General features: G+C 68.4%; 13 protein-coding genes. 7 read left to right on the top strand and 6 right to left on the bottom strand.

Annotated features, from left to right (window positions below):
* Positions 1-19 precede the first annotated feature (19 nt).
* Positions 20-1,228, bottom strand: a complete 1,209-nt coding sequence (locus tag ACWDTD_RS13395) for an acetyl-CoA C-acetyltransferase (RefSeq protein WP_449747602.1) — start codon at positions 1,226-1,228, stop codon at positions 20-22.
* A gap of 126 nt (positions 1,229-1,354) precedes the next feature.
* Here ACWDTD_RS13395 and ACWDTD_RS13390 point away from each other — a divergent pair, with 126 nt between their 5' ends.
* From ACWDTD_RS13390 to ACWDTD_RS13375, 4 genes are all read left to right on the top strand, one after another.
* The gene (locus ACWDTD_RS13390; RefSeq protein ID WP_449747601.1) at positions 1,355-2,551 is read left to right on the top strand and encodes a TetR/AcrR family transcriptional regulator; all 1,197 of its coding nucleotides are present in this window, start codon (positions 1,355-1,357) and stop codon (positions 2,549-2,551) included.
* 153 nt (positions 2,552-2,704) lie between these two features.
* Positions 2,705-3,640: an adenylate/guanylate cyclase domain-containing protein gene (locus ACWDTD_RS13385; RefSeq protein WP_449747699.1), complete on the top strand. Its 936-nt coding sequence runs from the start codon at positions 2,705-2,707 to the stop codon at positions 3,638-3,640.
* 97 nt (positions 3,641-3,737) lie between these two features.
* Positions 3,738-4,796, top strand: coding sequence for an ATP-binding cassette domain-containing protein (locus ACWDTD_RS13380; protein ID WP_449747600.1), 1,059 nt, complete (start codon positions 3,738-3,740; stop codon positions 4,794-4,796).
* Positions 4,793-5,644 carry an ABC transporter permease gene (locus ACWDTD_RS13375; RefSeq protein WP_449747599.1) on the top strand — a complete coding sequence of 284 codons (852 nt, stop codon included), beginning with the start codon at positions 4,793-4,795 and terminating at the stop codon, positions 5,642-5,644. The genes ACWDTD_RS13380 and ACWDTD_RS13375 overlap by 4 nt, the downstream gene beginning before the upstream one ends.
* Positions 5,645-5,726: 82 nt before the next feature.
* On the opposite strand, the gene ACWDTD_RS13370 is transcribed toward ACWDTD_RS13375, so the two are convergent.
* Positions 5,727-7,043: an ROK family protein gene (locus ACWDTD_RS13370; RefSeq protein ID WP_449747598.1), complete on the bottom strand. Its 1,317-nt coding sequence runs from the start codon at positions 7,041-7,043 to the stop codon at positions 5,727-5,729.
* Positions 7,044-7,494: 451 nt separating this feature from the next.
* Between ACWDTD_RS13370 and ACWDTD_RS13365 the strand changes: the two genes are divergently transcribed.
* Positions 7,495-8,568 (top strand): sigma-70 family RNA polymerase sigma factor, encoded by a 1,074-nt coding sequence (locus ACWDTD_RS13365; protein ID WP_449747597.1) that lies wholly within the window; start codon positions 7,495-7,497, stop codon positions 8,566-8,568.
* Between the two features lie 64 nt (positions 8,569-8,632).
* On the top strand, positions 8,633-9,331 hold the full coding sequence (locus ACWDTD_RS13360; RefSeq protein WP_449747596.1) for a histidine phosphatase family protein: 699 nt from the start codon (positions 8,633-8,635) through the stop codon (positions 9,329-9,331).
* An 11-nt stretch (positions 9,332-9,342) separates the two neighbouring features.
* On the opposite strand, the gene ACWDTD_RS13355 is transcribed toward ACWDTD_RS13360, so the two are convergent.
* From ACWDTD_RS13355 to ACWDTD_RS13340, 4 genes are all read right to left on the bottom strand, one after another.
* Complete coding sequence (locus ACWDTD_RS13355; protein ID WP_449747595.1) at positions 9,343-10,359, bottom strand: phosphotransferase family protein; 1,017 nt, start codon at positions 10,357-10,359, stop codon at positions 9,343-9,345.
* The gene (locus tag ACWDTD_RS13350; protein ID WP_449747594.1) at positions 10,359-11,579 is read right to left on the bottom strand and encodes an acyl-CoA dehydrogenase family protein; all 1,221 of its coding nucleotides are present in this window, start codon (positions 11,577-11,579) and stop codon (positions 10,359-10,361) included. The genes ACWDTD_RS13355 and ACWDTD_RS13350 overlap by 1 nt, the downstream gene beginning before the upstream one ends.
* Before the next feature lie 85 nt (positions 11,580-11,664).
* Complete coding sequence (locus ACWDTD_RS13345; protein WP_449747593.1) at positions 11,665-12,309, bottom strand: TetR/AcrR family transcriptional regulator; 645 nt, start codon at positions 12,307-12,309, stop codon at positions 11,665-11,667.
* A gap of 16 nt (positions 12,310-12,325) precedes the next feature.
* Positions 12,326-13,612 (bottom strand): alpha-hydroxy-acid oxidizing protein, encoded by a 1,287-nt coding sequence (locus ACWDTD_RS13340; RefSeq protein ID WP_449747592.1) that lies wholly within the window; start codon positions 13,610-13,612, stop codon positions 12,326-12,328.
* A gap of 93 nt (positions 13,613-13,705) precedes the next feature.
* Here ACWDTD_RS13340 and ACWDTD_RS13335 point away from each other — a divergent pair, with 93 nt between their 5' ends.
* Positions 13,706-15,949 carry an MMPL family transporter gene (locus ACWDTD_RS13335; protein WP_449747591.1) on the top strand — a complete coding sequence of 748 codons (2,244 nt, stop codon included), beginning with the start codon at positions 13,706-13,708 and terminating at the stop codon, positions 15,947-15,949.
* Positions 15,950-16,068 lie beyond the last annotated feature (119 nt).

Below are 16,068 nucleotides of genomic sequence, written 5' to 3'. Positions count from 1 at the left end.
TTGCGAGCGTCTCGAAGGGTCAGAGACGCTCGATGACCGTCGCGACACCCATGCCGCCGCCGATGCACAGGGTCACCAGGCCGTAGCGGCCGCCGGTGCGCTCGAGTTCGTCGAGGCAGGTACCGAAGATCATCGCGCCGGTGGCACCGAGCGGGTGACCCATCGCGATGGCGCCGCCGTTGCGGTTGACCTTCTCGTGCGGGATCTTCAGATCCTTCATCCACTTGAGGACCACCGAGGCGAATGCCTCGTTGAGCTCGAACACGTCGATGTCGTCGACGGTGAGCCCGGCCTTCTTCAGCGCCAGTTCGGTGGCCGGGGTGGGACCGGTGAGCATGATGGTGGGCTCGCTACCCACCTCGGCGAAGCTGACCACGCGTCCGCGCGGGGTGAGGCCGTTGCGCTTGCCGGCCTCCTCGCTGCCGAGCAGCACCAGGGCTGCGCCGTCGACGATGCCGGAGCTGTTGCCGCCGGTGTGGACGTGGTTGATCTTCTCCACGCTGTGGTACTTCTGCAGCGCCACGTCGTCGAAGCCGGCCATCTCGGCGAGTGCGGCGAACGCGGGCTTGAGCTTGCCGAGCTGTTCCGCGGTGGTACCGGGGCGGCGGTGCTCGTCGTGGTCGAGGACCAGCACGCCGTTGAGGTCGCGGACGGGGACCACGGACTTCGCGAAGTAGCCTCCGGTCCATGCCTTTTCGGCACGCTCCTGCGATTCGGCGGCGAACGCGTCGACGTCGTCGCGGCTGAAGCCCTCGATCGTGGCGATCAGGTCGGCGCCGATGCCCTGCGGCACGATGTAGTTGTCGTAGGCGGTGGCGGGGTCCATGAACAGGGCGCCGCCGTCGCTACCCATCGGCACCCGCGACATCGACTCGACGCCACCGGCGAGCACCAGGTCGTCGAAGCCGGACGCGACCTTGGCGGCCGCAAGGTTGGTGGCCTCCAGACCCGACGCGCAGAAACGGTTGATCTGGGTGCCCGGCACGCCTTCGAGGCCTGCGTTGAGTGCGGCGGTGCGGGCGATCACGGCGCCCTGCTCACCGACCGGCGACACCACGCCGAGGATCACGTCGTTGACCTCGGTGGGATCGAGGCTGCCGTGACGGGCGATGACCTCGTCGATGAGGCCGGAGGCCAGATCGACCGGCTTGATGCTGTGCAGCGATCCGCCGCGCTGCTTGCCACGGGGCGTGCGGATCGCCTCGTAGATGAATGCTTGATCGGGCACGAATGTTCCTTTCACACGAACCGGCGATGGTTACCCTTCGAGGCTAACCCGGAATAACTTGTTTGACCATAGCGGGTGGTCACGTTGTCACCTCGGTCACCCGATGTGAGCTATGGTCGATTCACAATGCCTACTGAGAAACCGGTCCGCGACGCCTCGGGCGCACCTCGTCGGGCCCGTCCCGCCGACCGCAAGCGACAACTCGTCGACCATGCCGCGTCGCTGTTCCTCGAGCGCGGCTACCCGTATGTCTCGGTGGCCGACGTGGCCCGCGCGGCCGGGGTCACCGCGCCGTCGGTGTATCGCCATTTCACCGACAAGCAGGCGCTGTTGGGCGCCGCGGTCCTGGCCGGTGTCGACGATCTCGAGGCGTGCACCGACCGCGCTCTCGCCGATCCCGGGCGGCCGATCCCCGAGCTGGTCGACATCCTGTGCGATCTGGGGGTTCGCCACCCCGAGTCGGTGTCGTTGTGGCGCTGGACCAGCAACTACCTCACCGACGAGCAGAATGCTCTGGTGGTGGCTCGTACTCGCGGGGTGCTGGCCCGGTGGGGTATCGCGATCGCCGCGCAGCGCCCGGGCGTCGACGAGCGGGACTGCCGGGCGCTGGCGTGGGCGGCGCTGAGCGTCGCGGGCAGTTTGTCGGTGCATCGCACCCGCATGTCGTCGGCGCGCGCGCACGCCGAACTGGCCACGCTCACCAACCGGCTGCTGGCACTCGATCCGGGTGCCGCGCCGGCGTTGCCGGTGCCGGCGCCGGTCGCCGGGCTGCCGGTGTCGCGGCGCGACGAGATCCTCGACGCGGCGGCCGCGTTGTTCGCCGACCGCGGGTACACCGATGTGGGGATCGACGAGATCGGCGCTGCGGTGGGAATCACCGGCCCGAGCGTCTACAAACACTTCTCCTCCAAGCTCGCGATCCTGGTGGGGATGGGGCAACGCAGTGCGATGCGGCTGGAGGCGGGCGTGATGGCCGCGCAGGCCTCCACCGCCGACCCGGCGAAACTGCTCGGCCTGCTGGTGGAGTCCTACGTCACGGTGATCACCTCCACACCGGATCTGTCGGTGTCGTTCAACAGTTCGGGAGTGATGGCGGGACAACCGGCCGCGACGGGGTTGCTCGACGTGCAGCGCCGCTACGTACGACGCTGGATCGACCTGCTCGCACGCGTGCACCCCGGACTTCGCATGGATCAGGGCGCGGTGGCGGTGCACGCCGCGCTGTCGATCGTCAACGACGCGGTCCGGATGCGGCGCGGTACCTCGCGACCCGATTTCGGCGCGCAGATGTGCTTTCTGATGAAGGGCGTCCTCGACATCTGAGTGGGCTTCCGCCAGAAAGGTCACCGCACGGCCCGTTCGGATGTACCGGTGCAGGTTGGCCCCACTATCGGTGACCTCTGTGGACGAACAGCGGTTTCCCGATACGGTTACCCCCATGACGTGGTGCACCGCAGTGCGACCTACGGGCCGTCGATGACCGGCGCGCGACGACCCGAGTTCACCCGCGGCGAACTGGTGAGCGAACTGGGCCTGTCGCAGGAGTACGCCGAGAAGATGTGGAACGCTTTCGGTTTCGCGAGGCATCAGTCCCCGGACAAGATCTTCACCGCCGACGAGGTGACCGCGCTGGCGATGTTTGCCGACAGCGAGCACACCTTGCCGCGCAACGCCCAGGTGGCCATGGCACGGGCCATCGGCCAGTCGATGTCACGGCTGGCCGACTGGGAGGCCGAGATCCTCACCGAACTCGAACGCAATCCCGACGTGCCGTGGACGCTGGACCAGATGGCCTCCGCGCTGAGCGCGATCCAGACGCTCATCTGGCGACGACATCTCGACCAGGCACTCGAGCGCGACGAGGCACGCGAATCCGACGAACGGATGGAACTCGTCGTGGGTTTCGCCGACATCGTCGGATACACCAGCATGTCGCGTCGCACCGCGCTCGCCGATCTCGAACAACTCCTGGAGTCATTCGAGGAGGAGACGTTCGGCGCGGTGACCCGGCACGGCGGCCGGGTGGTGAAGACACTGGGAGACGGGGTGATGTTCACCTGTTCCGACAGCGCATCGGCCGCACTGACCGCACTCGACGTCCAGGAACTCGGCGAGCGCAAGGTGATCCCCCAGTTGCGGATCGGACTGGCCAGGGGCCAGATCCTCAGCCGCGTGGGCGACGTGTTCGGCGAGGCGGTGAACATCTCCGCCAGATTGTGTGAATCTGCCCGTCCCGGAACGACTCTCGTCAGCGAACCGGTGGCCGACGACTTGGCCGACGACGAGCGGTTCTACGTTCGCTCCATCTCGCCGCTGTCGGTGCGCGGATACCGGCGGTTGCGCGCGAAGGTGCTCGAGGCGAACAAGTACTACGACCCCACCACCAGGGAGCGGGTCGAGCCGGTCGCCTAGACCCGCGGCACCGATGACTTCCGGGGCGGCGTCCGGTCGGTCTCATGACGGAAAAACCCGTCGTCATTGTCCGAGTCGATCGATACCGTGGAGAATTATGCGACAGTCCACCGCATCACCTGTTCATCAGGCACCCGCGTCCCCCGAGTCCATCGCCATCGAGGCGGTGGATCTCGTCAAACGTTTCGGCGATTTCACCGCCGTCGACGGTGTCGGCTTCCGTGTCCCCACCGGTTCGGTGCTCGGCCTGCTCGGCCCCAACGGGGCGGGCAAGACCACCACGGTCCGGATGATGACCACACTGTCGCTGCCGACGAGCGGCTCGGCCCGGATCGCCGGGTACGACGTGGTCACCGAACCGGAGATGGTGCGCCGCAACATGGGTCTCACCGGTCAGGCCGCCACGGTCGACGAGATCCTCACCGGCCGCGAGAACCTCCGCATGATCGGCGGCCTCTACGGCATCGGCCGCCGCGAACTGGCGAAACGGTCCGACGAACTGCTCGAACGTTTCTCGCTCACCGACGCCGGGGACAAGGAGGTCAAGGCCTACTCCGGTGGGATGCGGCGGCGGCTCGACCTCGCCGTCAGCCTCATCGCCGCCCCGCCGGTGCTGTTCCTCGACGAGCCGACCACGGGTCTGGACCCCCGTAGCCGTACCGAGCTGTGGGAGGTGCTGCGCGGGCTCGTCGCCGCGGGCACCACTCTGCTGCTGACCACGCAGTACCTCGAGGAGGCCGACCAGCTCGCCGACAACATCGTGGTGATCGACCGGGGACGCATCATCGCCGAGGGCACGCCGCTGCAGCTGAAGGAGCAGGCCGGCGCCGCGAGTGTGGTGGTGACGGTGTCCGACGCCGAACTCCTCGCCGAGGCCGAGGCGCTGCTGGCCAAGAGCGGCAACGAGGTCTTCGTCGACCGCGGTGCCCGCAAGCTCACCACCGCGGCCGCCGGCCTGTCGGATCTCACCCGGGTTGCCGGGTGGTTCGACGAGTCCGGGATCGCGCTCGACGACATCGGCTTGGCCCGCCCGAGCCTCGACGACGTCTTCCTCTCGCTGACCGGACACCGTGCCGAGCAGAGTGAGAACACCGATTCCCCGAACCCCGGCGCCGGTGACGCCGCCGCGCCCACACCGACCGAGAGAACCTCATGACCGCCACCGTCGCGGGCGCCTCCGCCATCGCCGAGCGCCCCACCACACACCAGACGAACCTCGCCCAACAGTCGTGGATCATGGTGAAACGCAACCTGATCCACACCCGCCGGATGCCCGAGATGCTCTCCGACGTGACCATCCAGCCGATCATGTTCGTGGTGCTCTTCGCGTACGTGTTCGGTCCGGCGATCAGCACCGGCGACCCCGATGTCAGCTACAAGGAATACCTGTTGCCCGGCATCATGGGTCAGACCATCGTGTTCACCGCGTTCATCGTCGCCACCGGCATCACCGCCGACATCGAGAAGGGCATCGTCGACCGGTTCCGGTCGCTGCCCATCCGCCGGTCGTCGGTGCTGATCGGACGCAGCATCGCCAGCCTCATCCACTCGTCCATCGGCATCGTCGTCATGGCCATCACCGGGCTCATCATCGGCTGGCGGATCACCACGTCCGTCGGTGAGGGCGCGCTCGGGTTCCTGCTGGTGCTGCTTTTCGGGTTCGGGATGATCTGGTTCGGCGTGATGATCGGGTCCTGGCTGCGGTCGGTGGAGGCGGTCAACGGGTTCATGTTCTCGGTGCTGTTCCCGATCACGTTCGTGTCCAACGCGTTCGTGCCCACGGCCGCGATGCAGCCGTGGCTGCGCACGATCGCCGAATGGAATCCGATGTCGTCGCTGGTGCAGGCGATGCGCGTGCTGTGGGGCAACGGACCGGCCGCGGGTCCCGAGGCCGCCCTGCCACTGCGGTACCCCGAGTTGTCGACGTTGATCTGGGCGGTGATCCTCACCCTGGTGTTCGCCCCGTTCGCGTTGCGCAACTACGCCCGCCGCACCGCCGACTGAACCCGGCCCCGCAGAAACCCCGACTCTCGCCACGAACACTGCGCGTGCGTGGTGTTCGTGGCGGATCGTGGCGTTTATGTGCTCAGGCGGTGGCGGCCAGCGCCTCGAGCGGGTCGTTGTACACCGCGTCCAACGACACCGCACCGGCTGCCTGCTGCTGCACGGTGATTCCCGAATGCGACACCCGCACATCACGTTTGGGCACCACCGAGGTGTCCCGGATGGCCGCGGCGACGAGCGGAAGGGTCGCGGGATAGTCGGTGAACGCCTGGCCACCGAGGATCACATGGTCGGGATTGAAGATGTCGGCGACGAGAGCCACGGTGCGGCCCAGCACCTGCGCGCGCTCCTCGAGCAGGGCGCGTGCGGTGGCGTCACCACCGCGGGCCAGGGCGTGCACGCCCTCGATGTCGGAGACGTCGAGGCCCAGGGTGGTGGCCGCTTCGACGACACCGGTGTCGCTGGCCGTCGGCTCCAGGCGGCCGGTGCGATTCGGGTCGAGCAGCGTGGTGCCCCCGGTCGGGAAGTGGCCGATGACCGGCGGTCCCGCGGCGGGGGTGTGCACCGAGCCGTCGACACTGAACGCGATACCAAGCATCTCGCGTGCGTAGAAGTAGAGGAAGCTCGACCGCTTGTCCTCGGGGTTGACCACGAGTTCGGCCGCCGCCATCGCCTCCACGTGGGATGCCACCGACACCGGCAGGCCCACCGCCTCGGCGATGACGCTGCCCACCGGTGCCCCGGACCAGCCCAGTCGCGGGTGATCGACAAACCCCCCGGGGGCGACGCGTCCGCCGAGGGCCACGCCGGCCCACAGCACCCGTCGGCTGGTCCAGCGCGCGGCGAACCGCCGGGCGCTGTCGCCGATGGCGGCGAGCGTCTGCTCGGGGTTGTCGGCGATCGGGGTGGGGATCTGGATGGCACCCACCACGCGATGAAGCAGATCGTGTGTGGTGATGGACGTGACGCGGTAGCCGATGTGGATGCCGAGGGTGAGGAAGTCGTTGACGTTGATCTCGAACGGCAGCCGTGGCCTGCCGATGGCCCCGGCGGGTGCCAGGTCGGCGCGCTCGCGCAGCAAACCGGCCTTCAGCAGGGCACCCACCTGGCGGTTCACCGTGGAAATGGACAGGCCGGTGGCCGCTGCGGCGTCGTCACGGAACACCGGACCCGTCAGTCGTGCGGTGCGTAGCACCAGCGCGGCGGGCTTGTCGGAGAGTTCCAGGCGTGGGGTCGCAATCTGAATGGACCGGCCTCCCTTCACCCCGCGCGCGGTCTCCGACGGCACGGGCAGCGCCCGGCCGAGCGGCTGACGCGGCCCGGACGGCCGCGAGACCGGCCTTCGCACCGGTGTCGAAAGGGTAGCGGTAGGCAGGGGGTGATCGACGGTTGCGGTCATGGATGTTCCTCGGTGGTGTTGTCGGGAACCGGGCGGCGCGGCCCTCGCCCATGGCGTGAGGGCGTCAGGCAGACGCGGATAGGCGCCCGGAGGGAATGCGGGGACGTGCTCGGGACGAGAGACTCAGCGCATTCGACAACAACAGAGAACGCGAGCAAGCGGCAGCCGACAGCCCAGCGCGGTGATCATGTACGTCACCTCTGGGATCGGGGCCGCGGCGCGGGCCTGCTCGCTCGTCATGGGCTCGAAGCTAGCAATCGACGGCCACCACCCGCAACCCCGTGCCCGGCCATGACATCGCAGGTCACGGCCGTGGCAGACGACGGCAGACGCGTTCACCGGCGACGATAGGCCGTGGTCGGCGCTCTGGGATGGGTTGGGCGCACGCTGGGTGAAACTCGGCGACTGCGCGCGGTGGAGGCTGTCGGTGCGCTGACGTAATCTGGCACACATGTCCACCCAGGCCATGCCTGCATCCACCAACCCGATCTCCGACACCGAGTTCCTCGCGGCCGCCGAACCGTTCCGGCGCGAGATCCTGGCCCACTGCTACCGCATGGCCGGATCTCACCACGACGCCGAGGACCTCACCCAGGAGACCTACCTGCGCGCCTGGCGCGGTTACGCCACGTTCGACGGCCGGGCCTCGATGCGCACCTGGCTGCACAAGATCGCCACCAACACCTGCCTGACGGCGCTGCAGAGCACGCAACGCCGTCCGCTGCCCTCCGGACTCGGCGGGGATGCGTTCGATCCCACCGACACCCTGCTCACCGACAACGAGGTGCCGTGGCTGCAGCCGTTCGCCGGAACGGTGGACGAGATCACGCCGGGACCCGACGCCGATCCGGCCTACGTGGTGGGTGCGCGCGAATCCATCCGGCTCGCCTTCATCGCCGCCCTGCAACACCTGCCCGAACGTCAGCGTGCGGTGCTCATCCTGCGCGACGTGTTGCAGTGGCGCGCGGCCGAGGTCGCCGACACCATCGGCGTCACAACCGCCACGGTCAACAGTCTGCTGCAACGGGCTCGGGAGCAGATGAAAACCGTTCGACCGCAACAGGATTCACCGGGCGCACTGGCCGACGAGGCGAAACGGGAGCTGCTCGCCAAATACGTGTCGGCGTTCGAACGCTACGACGTCGACGCGATCGTGGCCATGTTCACCGACAAGGCGATCTGGGAGATGCCGCCGTACACCGGCTGGTATCAGGGCCCCGAGGCCATCGCCGCCCTGATCCGCGGAAACTGTCCCGCCTCCGGGCCGGGCGATCAGATCCTGCTGCCCGCCATCGCCAATGGACAGGCTGCGTTCGGCCTGTACATGCGCGAACCCGACGGCGTGCACCGCCCGTTCCAGCTCCAAGTGCTCGACCTGCAGGTCCGCGACACCGACGAGTCCGGCAGTGTGGCCCACGTGGTCGCATTCTTCAGCGACACGATGGAAGAGGACTTCGCCCGGTTCGGCCTGCCCCCGGCGCCGTACGACGCGCCGGCCAGAACCGCACCGAGTCCCTGGCACTAGGCGGCCACCGACAGCGGCGGGGTAGGGCGGCCGCTCCGAATCCGACCGCATAGTCTCGGACCGCATGGGAACCATCTATCTCGTGCGCCACGGCCAGGCCAACCCGACGGCATACGGGGTGACCGGCGAGACCGTCGATGCTTCGATGGGGCCCGGCCTCACCGACAAGGGCCTGGTGCAGGCCGGACTGACGGGGGCGTTGCTCGCCTCGCAGGTGGGCGGCTTCACCGCGGCCATCAGCGGCGATCTGGCCCGGCAAACCGAAACGCTCTCGGCGGTGCTCGCACGCTTCGGCTCCGCACCCGCCCCGATCGTCGATCCGGGCTGGAACGAGTACTCGTTACCCGCGCTGGTCGGCGCCGCGACCGCCGACGAGTTCGCCGATTCGCGCTCCTATCAACAGCGCCTCGACGCCGGGCTGGCCCACTGGATCGATCAGACCAGCATGGGCGACGACCCGTCGGCGAGTGCCGGTGAGACCTACCCGCAGTTCCGCGCCCGGGTGGCCGCGGCGGCCGCACGGGCCACCGAACTGGCCGGCAGCGGACAGACGGTGCTGGTGGTGTCGTCGGCCGGCACCATCACCCAGTGGATCGCCGACCTCTGGGAGGTGCCGCCACGGCGGTGGCCGGTGCTGGCCCGCTCGATGGTCAATGCGTCGTTCAGCAAGCTGATCGTGGGACGCAGCGGCGTGACCGTGGTGTCGACCAACGAATACGCGCACCTCTCCGACCGCGACGGCGGCGTGGCCACCTTCCGCTGAGATCGCGCGCCTCAGCGTGACAGTTCGCGCAGACCCGCCGCGATGAATTCGCCGGTGGCCTCCGCCGCGTTCTCCGATCCCTCGCCCGACGATGCGCCCGCGCGCGCACGGTGGCTGATCCCCTCGGCGATCACGCCGAGCTTCAGGTTCGCCAGAGCGAGATAGAACGACCAGTCGCCCAGATCGTTGCCGCTCACCGCCGCGTAACGGTGCGCGATCTCGTCGGCCGTCGGGTACCGGTCACTGGTCCACGCGGCGGTGAAACCGAGGACGGCATCGAACACCGGGGCGCGGTACACACACATCAGGGCGACATCGGTGATCGGGTCGCCGAGTGTCGACATCTCCCAGTCGACCACCGCGGCAACGGTTCCCGGATCACCAGAAGCCAGAATCGTGTTGTCCACCCGGTAGTCGCCGTGCACCACGGCGGTGCCCGCATGCGCGGGCACCCGCTCACCGAGCGCACCCACCAGCCGATCGACGTCGTCGAGGTCGCGGGTCTTCACGTGGGTCCACTGCCGGGCCCACAACCGCACCTGCCGTTGCGCGAATCCGGCGGGACGCCCGAACTCGCCGAGGCCCACCGCCTCGTAGTCGACGGCATGCAGGGCGGCGAGCGTGGCGATCAGGGCGTCGGCGTTACGTTCGACGTCGTCGTCGGAGAGCGCGGCGAGGTCGTCGGCGGTGCGGATCACGGTGCCGTCGACGAATTCGACGATGGTGCAGGGGGCGCCGAGGACCGATCCGTCCGCGTCGAACGCGACGGGCGCGGCGACGGGCACATCGGTGTGCGCCAGTGCCGAGGTGACCGCCCATTCACGGCCCATGTCGTGGGCCGACGGCGTGAGGCCGCTCGTCGGTGGCCGACGCGCCACCCACGTATGCGCCCCGTCGGTGACGGTGTAGGTGAGATTCGACTTGCCGCCACTGATCAGCCGCACCTGCAGCGGCCCGGCCACCGGCACCCCCTGATCGACCAGGAATCGTTGCAGCAGTTCGGGTTCCAGAGCAAGCGCGGTGGCCATCAGCTCGCCCCGTGATCGCGGGACTGACGCTGTTTGCGTGCCCGCCCCACCGCGCGACGGGCGATGGCCCAGCGATGCACCTCCGAGGGTCCGTCGTAGATCCGGAAGGGCCGCAGTTCCCGCTGCAGCCGGGCCAGCGGCAGGTCGTCGGACACGCCGAGTCCGCCGCACATCTGGATGCTGCGGTCCACGATCCGCGAATAGGCCTCGGCGGCAAAGGTCTTGGCGATCGACGTCTCGGTGGACGCGTGGTTGCCCAGATCGAGTTCGTGGCAGGCCTGCACCAGCAGAGCACGGGCGGCGGCGAGGTCGATCTCGTTGTCGGCCACCATCTGCTGGATCATGCCGAGGTCGCCGAGCGTGCCGCCGAACCCCTCACGGTGCGCGACGTAGTCGACGGCCACCTCGTGGCATCGGACGGCCACCCCGAGCCACCGCATCACATGGGTCATCCGGGCGGGCCCCAGGCGTACCTGCGCGTATCGGTATCCCTGGTCGACCTCGCCGAGCACGTCCTTGTCGGGGACGAACACATCGGTGAACCGGACCTCGCAGTGGCCGCCGATCATGGCCCGGTCGGTGGTGTGGATGTGGCGGGTGATCTCGATTCCCGGGGTGTCGCCCGGCGCCAGGAACATCGTGGCCCCGCCGCGATCACCGGGGGCGCCGGCGGTGCGGGCCATGATGATGTAGAAGCCGGCGCCGTCGGCGCCGGTGATGAATCGCTTCTCCCCGTTGATCTTCCAGCCGCCGTCGACCCGCGTGGCCTGCGTGCGCAGGGCGTCGGGGTCCGATCCGGCGCCGGGCGCGGGCTCGGTCATGGCGAAGGCCGAGCGCACGTCTGCGCGGGCGAGTGGTGCGAGGTAGGTCAGTCTCTGTTCGTCGTCGGCGATATGGGCGAGCATGTGCACATTGCCCTCGTCAGGTGCGCCGATGTGCAGGGCGGCGGGCCCGAAGGTGGAGTAACCGCCCGCCTCGAAGACCGGCACCCGATCCGACATCGAGAGTCCGGCGCCCCCGAACTCGACCGGTGCGTGCGGTGCGAGGATCCCCAGGTCCTTGGCCTGCCGGTTCAACTCGCGCCGCAGGTCGTCGCCGCCGGCGGCGGTGATGTCACCGTTGTTGGCGTTCTCGATGGGTAACACCACCTCGCGGATGAACGCCGACGTCCGCTTCACCAGGTCGTCGACCTCGGGGCCGTACCGCAAGTCGATGGACATGTTCCTCCTCAGGGACCGACCGATCGCTCGGTAGGCGTCACCATGCCAGAGCCCCGCGGGCCACGTCAAGGGTTCAGATGCCGGTTCAGCGCTCGACGTAGCCGACCGCGTCGCGGGCGATCTGCAGATTGCGGGAGATCAGTTCATCCGCGCCGAACTCGCCGTCGAGCTTGAACCAGGTGGAGACGCCCACGCACATCGTGGTGACGGCGCGGCTGGCGTCCTTCTGGTAGCGGGTGCGGAAATCGCCGGCGTCCACCCCGGCGAACACGATGTCGTCGACCATCCGCTGCTGGCGATCCCGCAGCCCGATATAGGTGTGCCGGTAGGAATCGTCGAGGCTGCGGATCTCGGTGGACCCGACAAACGCCTGCTCACGGCGGTACATGTGGAATCGCAGCAGCGACTCGACCACCGCGTCGAACTGGTCGACCGGTTCGGGACCGGCCTCGGCGATCGCCTGCTCGGACCGTGCCAGCAGATCGGTCATGGTGCGCTCGAGTACCCCTTGCAGCAGCGACTGCTTCGACGGGTAGTGGTGATAGAGGCCGGGCACCGACAGGTTCGCGCGCGCCGCGATCTCGCGCACCGAGGTGCCGTGATAGCCGTGCTCGGCGAACGCCGCGAGCGCGGCCGCGAGCGGAACGGGCAGGTCGGGTTCACCGAAGTCACGCCAGCGGCCGGTCTGCTCACCCACCTCCGCGCCCACACCGCTCATGGCAACCAACATATCGTCATCGCCACGTTCATCCCAGCTTGGCGAGCGCGTCGGTGCTCACCTCACGCACCGAGGTGTATCCCGCCAGCCCGAGGGTGAGGTCGAGTTCGGCGATGATGTCGGCCACCGCGTCGCGGGCGCCCGCGGCTCCGGCGATGGCGAGGCCGTACATGTGCGGCCGGCCGATGCACACCGCATCGGCGCCCAGCGCGATCGACTTGAAAACATCTGCGCCGGAATAGATTCCGGAGTCGACGAGCACCTTGATCGCGCCGTCGACAACCGGCGCGATGGCCGCGAGGGCGTCGAGCGAGCTGATCGCGCCGTCGATCTGTCTGCCGCCGTGGTTGGAGACGATGATGCCGTCGACCCCGGCGTCGACGGCGCGTCGGGCGTCGTCGGGATGCAGAATCCCCTTGAGCACGATCGGCAGGCGGGTGCGGGTCCGCAGACTCTCGATCTGCTCCCAACTCAGCGACGGCCGGGAGTAGATGTCCAGGAAGGTCTGCACCCCGGTGCGTGGTTGCGGGCGAATCAGATTGCGCAGCAACGATCCCGGCGTGTTGCGGGCGATCGCGAACAGGGTGCGGATGGCTCCGGTCGAGATCTCGGGGCGCTCGCCGTCGTCGGCCGCCACACGCTGCTCGACGATCTCGGCGAAGCGAGGGTCCGAGGTGTACTGCGCGATGCCCTCGGCCCGCGCGAAGGGCAGCGAACCCCGGTTGAGATCCTGCGGACGCCACCCGAGCATCGTGGTGTCGAGGGTGACCGCGACCGCCGAGGCGCCGGCGTGTTCGGCGCGGGCGAGCAGACTGTCGACGAGCGCGTCGTCGGTGGACCAGTAGAGCTGAAACCAGCGCGGCGCACCCGCACGCACCCGGTCCATCTCCGCGGCCACGGACTCCATCGGCACCCCACCCTGATTGGAGAAGATGTAGGGCACGCCGAGTTCGGCTGCGGCGCGCCCGATCAGCCGATCGGCGTCGCGGGCCACCAGATCACCGGCCCCCACCGGCGCGAACAGCACCGGCGCGGGCAGCCGGTCACCGAAGAGTTCGATGGCCAGGCTGCGCTGGGACACGTCGCGCAGCACCCGCGGCACGATGGCCCAGCGGTCCAGCGCCGCCCGGTTGGCCGACATCGTCCGTCCTGCGCCCGCGCCGCCGGCGATGTAGGCCCAGGCCCGCTCCGACATCGCGGCTCGTGCGCGCCTCTCGAGTTCGGTGAAATCGGTGGGGACGCGCGGCGTACGACCGTGCAGCCCTGCGGTGTAGATGTCGTTCTGGCGGGCGCGTCCCGGAGATAGCGGTGACATGGCTCACATGCTAGGACCGGCGGCGCAGTTGGTGGTGAACCCGTATCAGGAACAGTCGATAGGCTGGCGGTCACCCACCACGGAAGGGATCACATGGCGATCTGGTTGTACCGACTCGGACGGTCGGCGTTTCGGCACAAGTGGTGGGTGATCTCGGCGTGGCTGGTGGTGCTGGTGGCGCTCGGTGCGCTCACCGCGGCACTGGCGCCGAAGTTCGCGACCGATTTCGAACTCCCCGGTACCGACTCGGATCGCGCGATGTCGGTGATGAAGCAGGACTTCCCGGCGGCCAACGAACAACTGCTCAACTCGTCGACGAGCATCCTGGTGGCCGCCCCCGACGGGCTGGCCAACCACACCGCGCAGATCGACGCGTTGGTGGCCGAGGCCCGCACCCTCCCGCACGTGGAAGACCCGCAGTCCATCGCCAACCCCGTCACCGTGGCCGAGGCCAGACCGGCCCTGGCTCCCAAGGTGCTCGGAGACAACGGCACCGTCGGCCTCATCCAGATCAAGCAGAACATCAAGGCACGCGATCTCACCACGGCCGACATGAAGCAGTTCGAGGATCTGCTCGCCAAGTACCGCGGCAACGGGCTGCAGGTGGAGGGCACCGGCTCGCTGATGCAGGTGTTCCAGCAGGGCGGGGTGTCGGAGCTGTTGGGCTTCGTGATCGCCTTCATCGTGATGATCATCGCGTTCGCCGCGGTGGTGGCGGCGTTCATCCCGATCGTCACCGGCATCTTCGGCGTCGGCATCACGATGCTGCTGGTCACGTTGAGCGCCAAGGTGTTCGACGTGCAGCAAAGCGCCACCACCATCATCACGATGCTGGGGATCGCGGTGTCCATCGACTACGCGTTGTTCATCGTGTCCCGATACCGCTCCGAACTGAATCTGGGCGGCAGCCGGGAGGCCGCCGCCGGGCGCGCGGTGGGTACCGCGGGCTCGGCCGTCGTGTTCGCCGGGCTGACGGTGGTGATCGCGGTGTGTGCGCTCAGCGTGGTCGGTATCCCGTTCATCACCCAGATGGGGATCTCCGCGGGCCTGGCCGTGGTGGTGGCCGTGCTCGGTGCCATCACGCTGATCCCCGCGCTGCTCGGCGCATTCGGCCGTTTCGTGTTCACACCCCACATCCCGGGGCTGCGCCGCGGCGACGAACCCGATTCACAACCGTCGAACGGTCTGCGTATCGCCCGCTTCATCACCCGCTTCCCGCTGCCGGTGGCCCTGGTGGGCCTCGTGCTGCTGGCGATCGCCGCGATCCCGATGAGCAAGATGGAACTGGGCATGGATGCGACCGGCGACAAGGAGTACGCCGCCACCAAACTGCTCGAGCGCGGATTCGGCGAGGGCGTCAACGGGCCGTTGCTGGTGGTGGTCAGCGACGCCGACGGCGGCAACGTCGCCACCGCCGCGAACGACGTGGTGGCACACGTCAAGACGCTGCCGAACGTCGCCAACGCCGCACAGGTCACCTGGGTGGGCAACGGCCCCGACAAGGCCGATCCGCAGGCCGGGGCGACCGCCGCACTGATCACGGTGACCCCGCTCAAGTCACCGTCCGGTCCGGAAACCCACGCACTGATGGACCAGATCCGTGGCTTCGCGGCGACCAAACCCGACGGCGCGACGGTGAATGTCGGCGGTCAGACGGCCATCATGTCCGACATCTCCACCAAGCTGAGCGACGCGCTGATCCCGTTCCTCATCGTGGTGGTGGGCCTGGCGTTCATCATCCTGACCATCGTGTTCCGGTCGCTGCTGGTGCCGCTGACGGCCACCATCGGCTTCCTGTTCTCGGTGTGTGCCACGTTCGGGGCCACCGTGTGGATCTTCCAGGAGGGTCACCTCGGGCTCATCGACCACACCAAACCGATCATCTCGTTCCTGCCGATCTTCCTCATCGGCGTGGTGTTCGGCCTGGCGATGGACTACCAGGTGTTCCTGGTGTCCCGAATGCGTGAGGAGTACGTGCACGACGTGTCCGCCAAGGAGTCGGTGATCGTCGGGTACCAGCACGGCGCACGCGTGGTGACCTCGGCGGCCATCATCATGATCTCGGTGTTCTCCGCGTTCATGCTCGCGCCGGACACCATCGCCAAGATGATGGGATTCGCGCTGGCCGCAGCGGTGTTCTTCGACGCATTCATCATCCGGATGGCGGTGGTACCCGCGGTGATCACGATGATGGGCGACTGGGCGTGGAAGCTGCCCCGTTGGCTGGACCGCATCCTGCCCAACGTCGACATCGAGGGCACCGCGATCCGCAAGATCCCGATCGACGACGGCACCCCCACCGATCGCGAGGACCCGGTCGCCGTCGGCGCACGCTGACGTGGGCTGCGGTGCACGGCCGCTGCGGTGTGCGGCCGCTGCTGAAACTAGGGGAGGAATATTCTTCCCCCGCTTTTCGCACCTTCCCCGTGATAATTCCCGGGGATGATCGCGAAGGT

The organism is Gordonia sp. NPDC003425, assembly GCF_053588635.1.
This window is presented reverse-complemented; position numbering and strand designations above follow the sequence as displayed.

What these genes read in the sequence shown, in the direction of transcription:
- ACWDTD_RS13390 (WP_449747601.1), top strand. Translation starts at nt 1,355, where the DNA reads ATGCCTACTGAGAAACCGGTCCGCGACGCCTCGGGCGCACCTCGTCGG.
- ACWDTD_RS13385 (WP_449747699.1), top strand. Translation starts at nt 2,705, where the DNA reads ATGACCGGCGCGCGACGACCCGAGTTCACCCGCGGCGAACTGGTGAGC.
- ACWDTD_RS13380 (WP_449747600.1), top strand. Translation starts at nt 3,738, where the DNA reads ATGCGACAGTCCACCGCATCACCTGTTCATCAGGCACCCGCGTCCCCC.
- ACWDTD_RS13375 (WP_449747599.1), top strand. Translation starts at nt 4,793, where the DNA reads ATGACCGCCACCGTCGCGGGCGCCTCCGCCATCGCCGAGCGCCCCACC.
- ACWDTD_RS13370 (WP_449747598.1), bottom strand. Translation starts at nt 7,043, where the DNA reads ATGACCGCAACCGTCGATCACCCCCTGCCTACCGCTACCCTTTCGACA.
- ACWDTD_RS13365 (WP_449747597.1), top strand. Translation starts at nt 7,495, where the DNA reads ATGTCCACCCAGGCCATGCCTGCATCCACCAACCCGATCTCCGACACC.
- ACWDTD_RS13360 (WP_449747596.1), top strand. Translation starts at nt 8,633, where the DNA reads ATGGGAACCATCTATCTCGTGCGCCACGGCCAGGCCAACCCGACGGCA.
- ACWDTD_RS13355 (WP_449747595.1), bottom strand. Translation starts at nt 10,359, where the DNA reads ATGGCCACCGCGCTTGCTCTGGAACCCGAACTGCTGCAACGATTCCTG.
- ACWDTD_RS13350 (WP_449747594.1), bottom strand. Translation starts at nt 11,579, where the DNA reads ATGTCCATCGACTTGCGGTACGGCCCCGAGGTCGACGACCTGGTGAAG.
- ACWDTD_RS13345 (WP_449747593.1), bottom strand. Translation starts at nt 12,309, where the DNA reads ATGTTGGTTGCCATGAGCGGTGTGGGCGCGGAGGTGGGTGAGCAGACC.
- ACWDTD_RS13340 (WP_449747592.1), bottom strand. Translation starts at nt 13,612, where the DNA reads ATGTCACCGCTATCTCCGGGACGCGCCCGCCAGAACGACATCTACACC.
- ACWDTD_RS13335 (WP_449747591.1), top strand. Translation starts at nt 13,706, where the DNA reads ATGGCGATCTGGTTGTACCGACTCGGACGGTCGGCGTTTCGGCACAAG.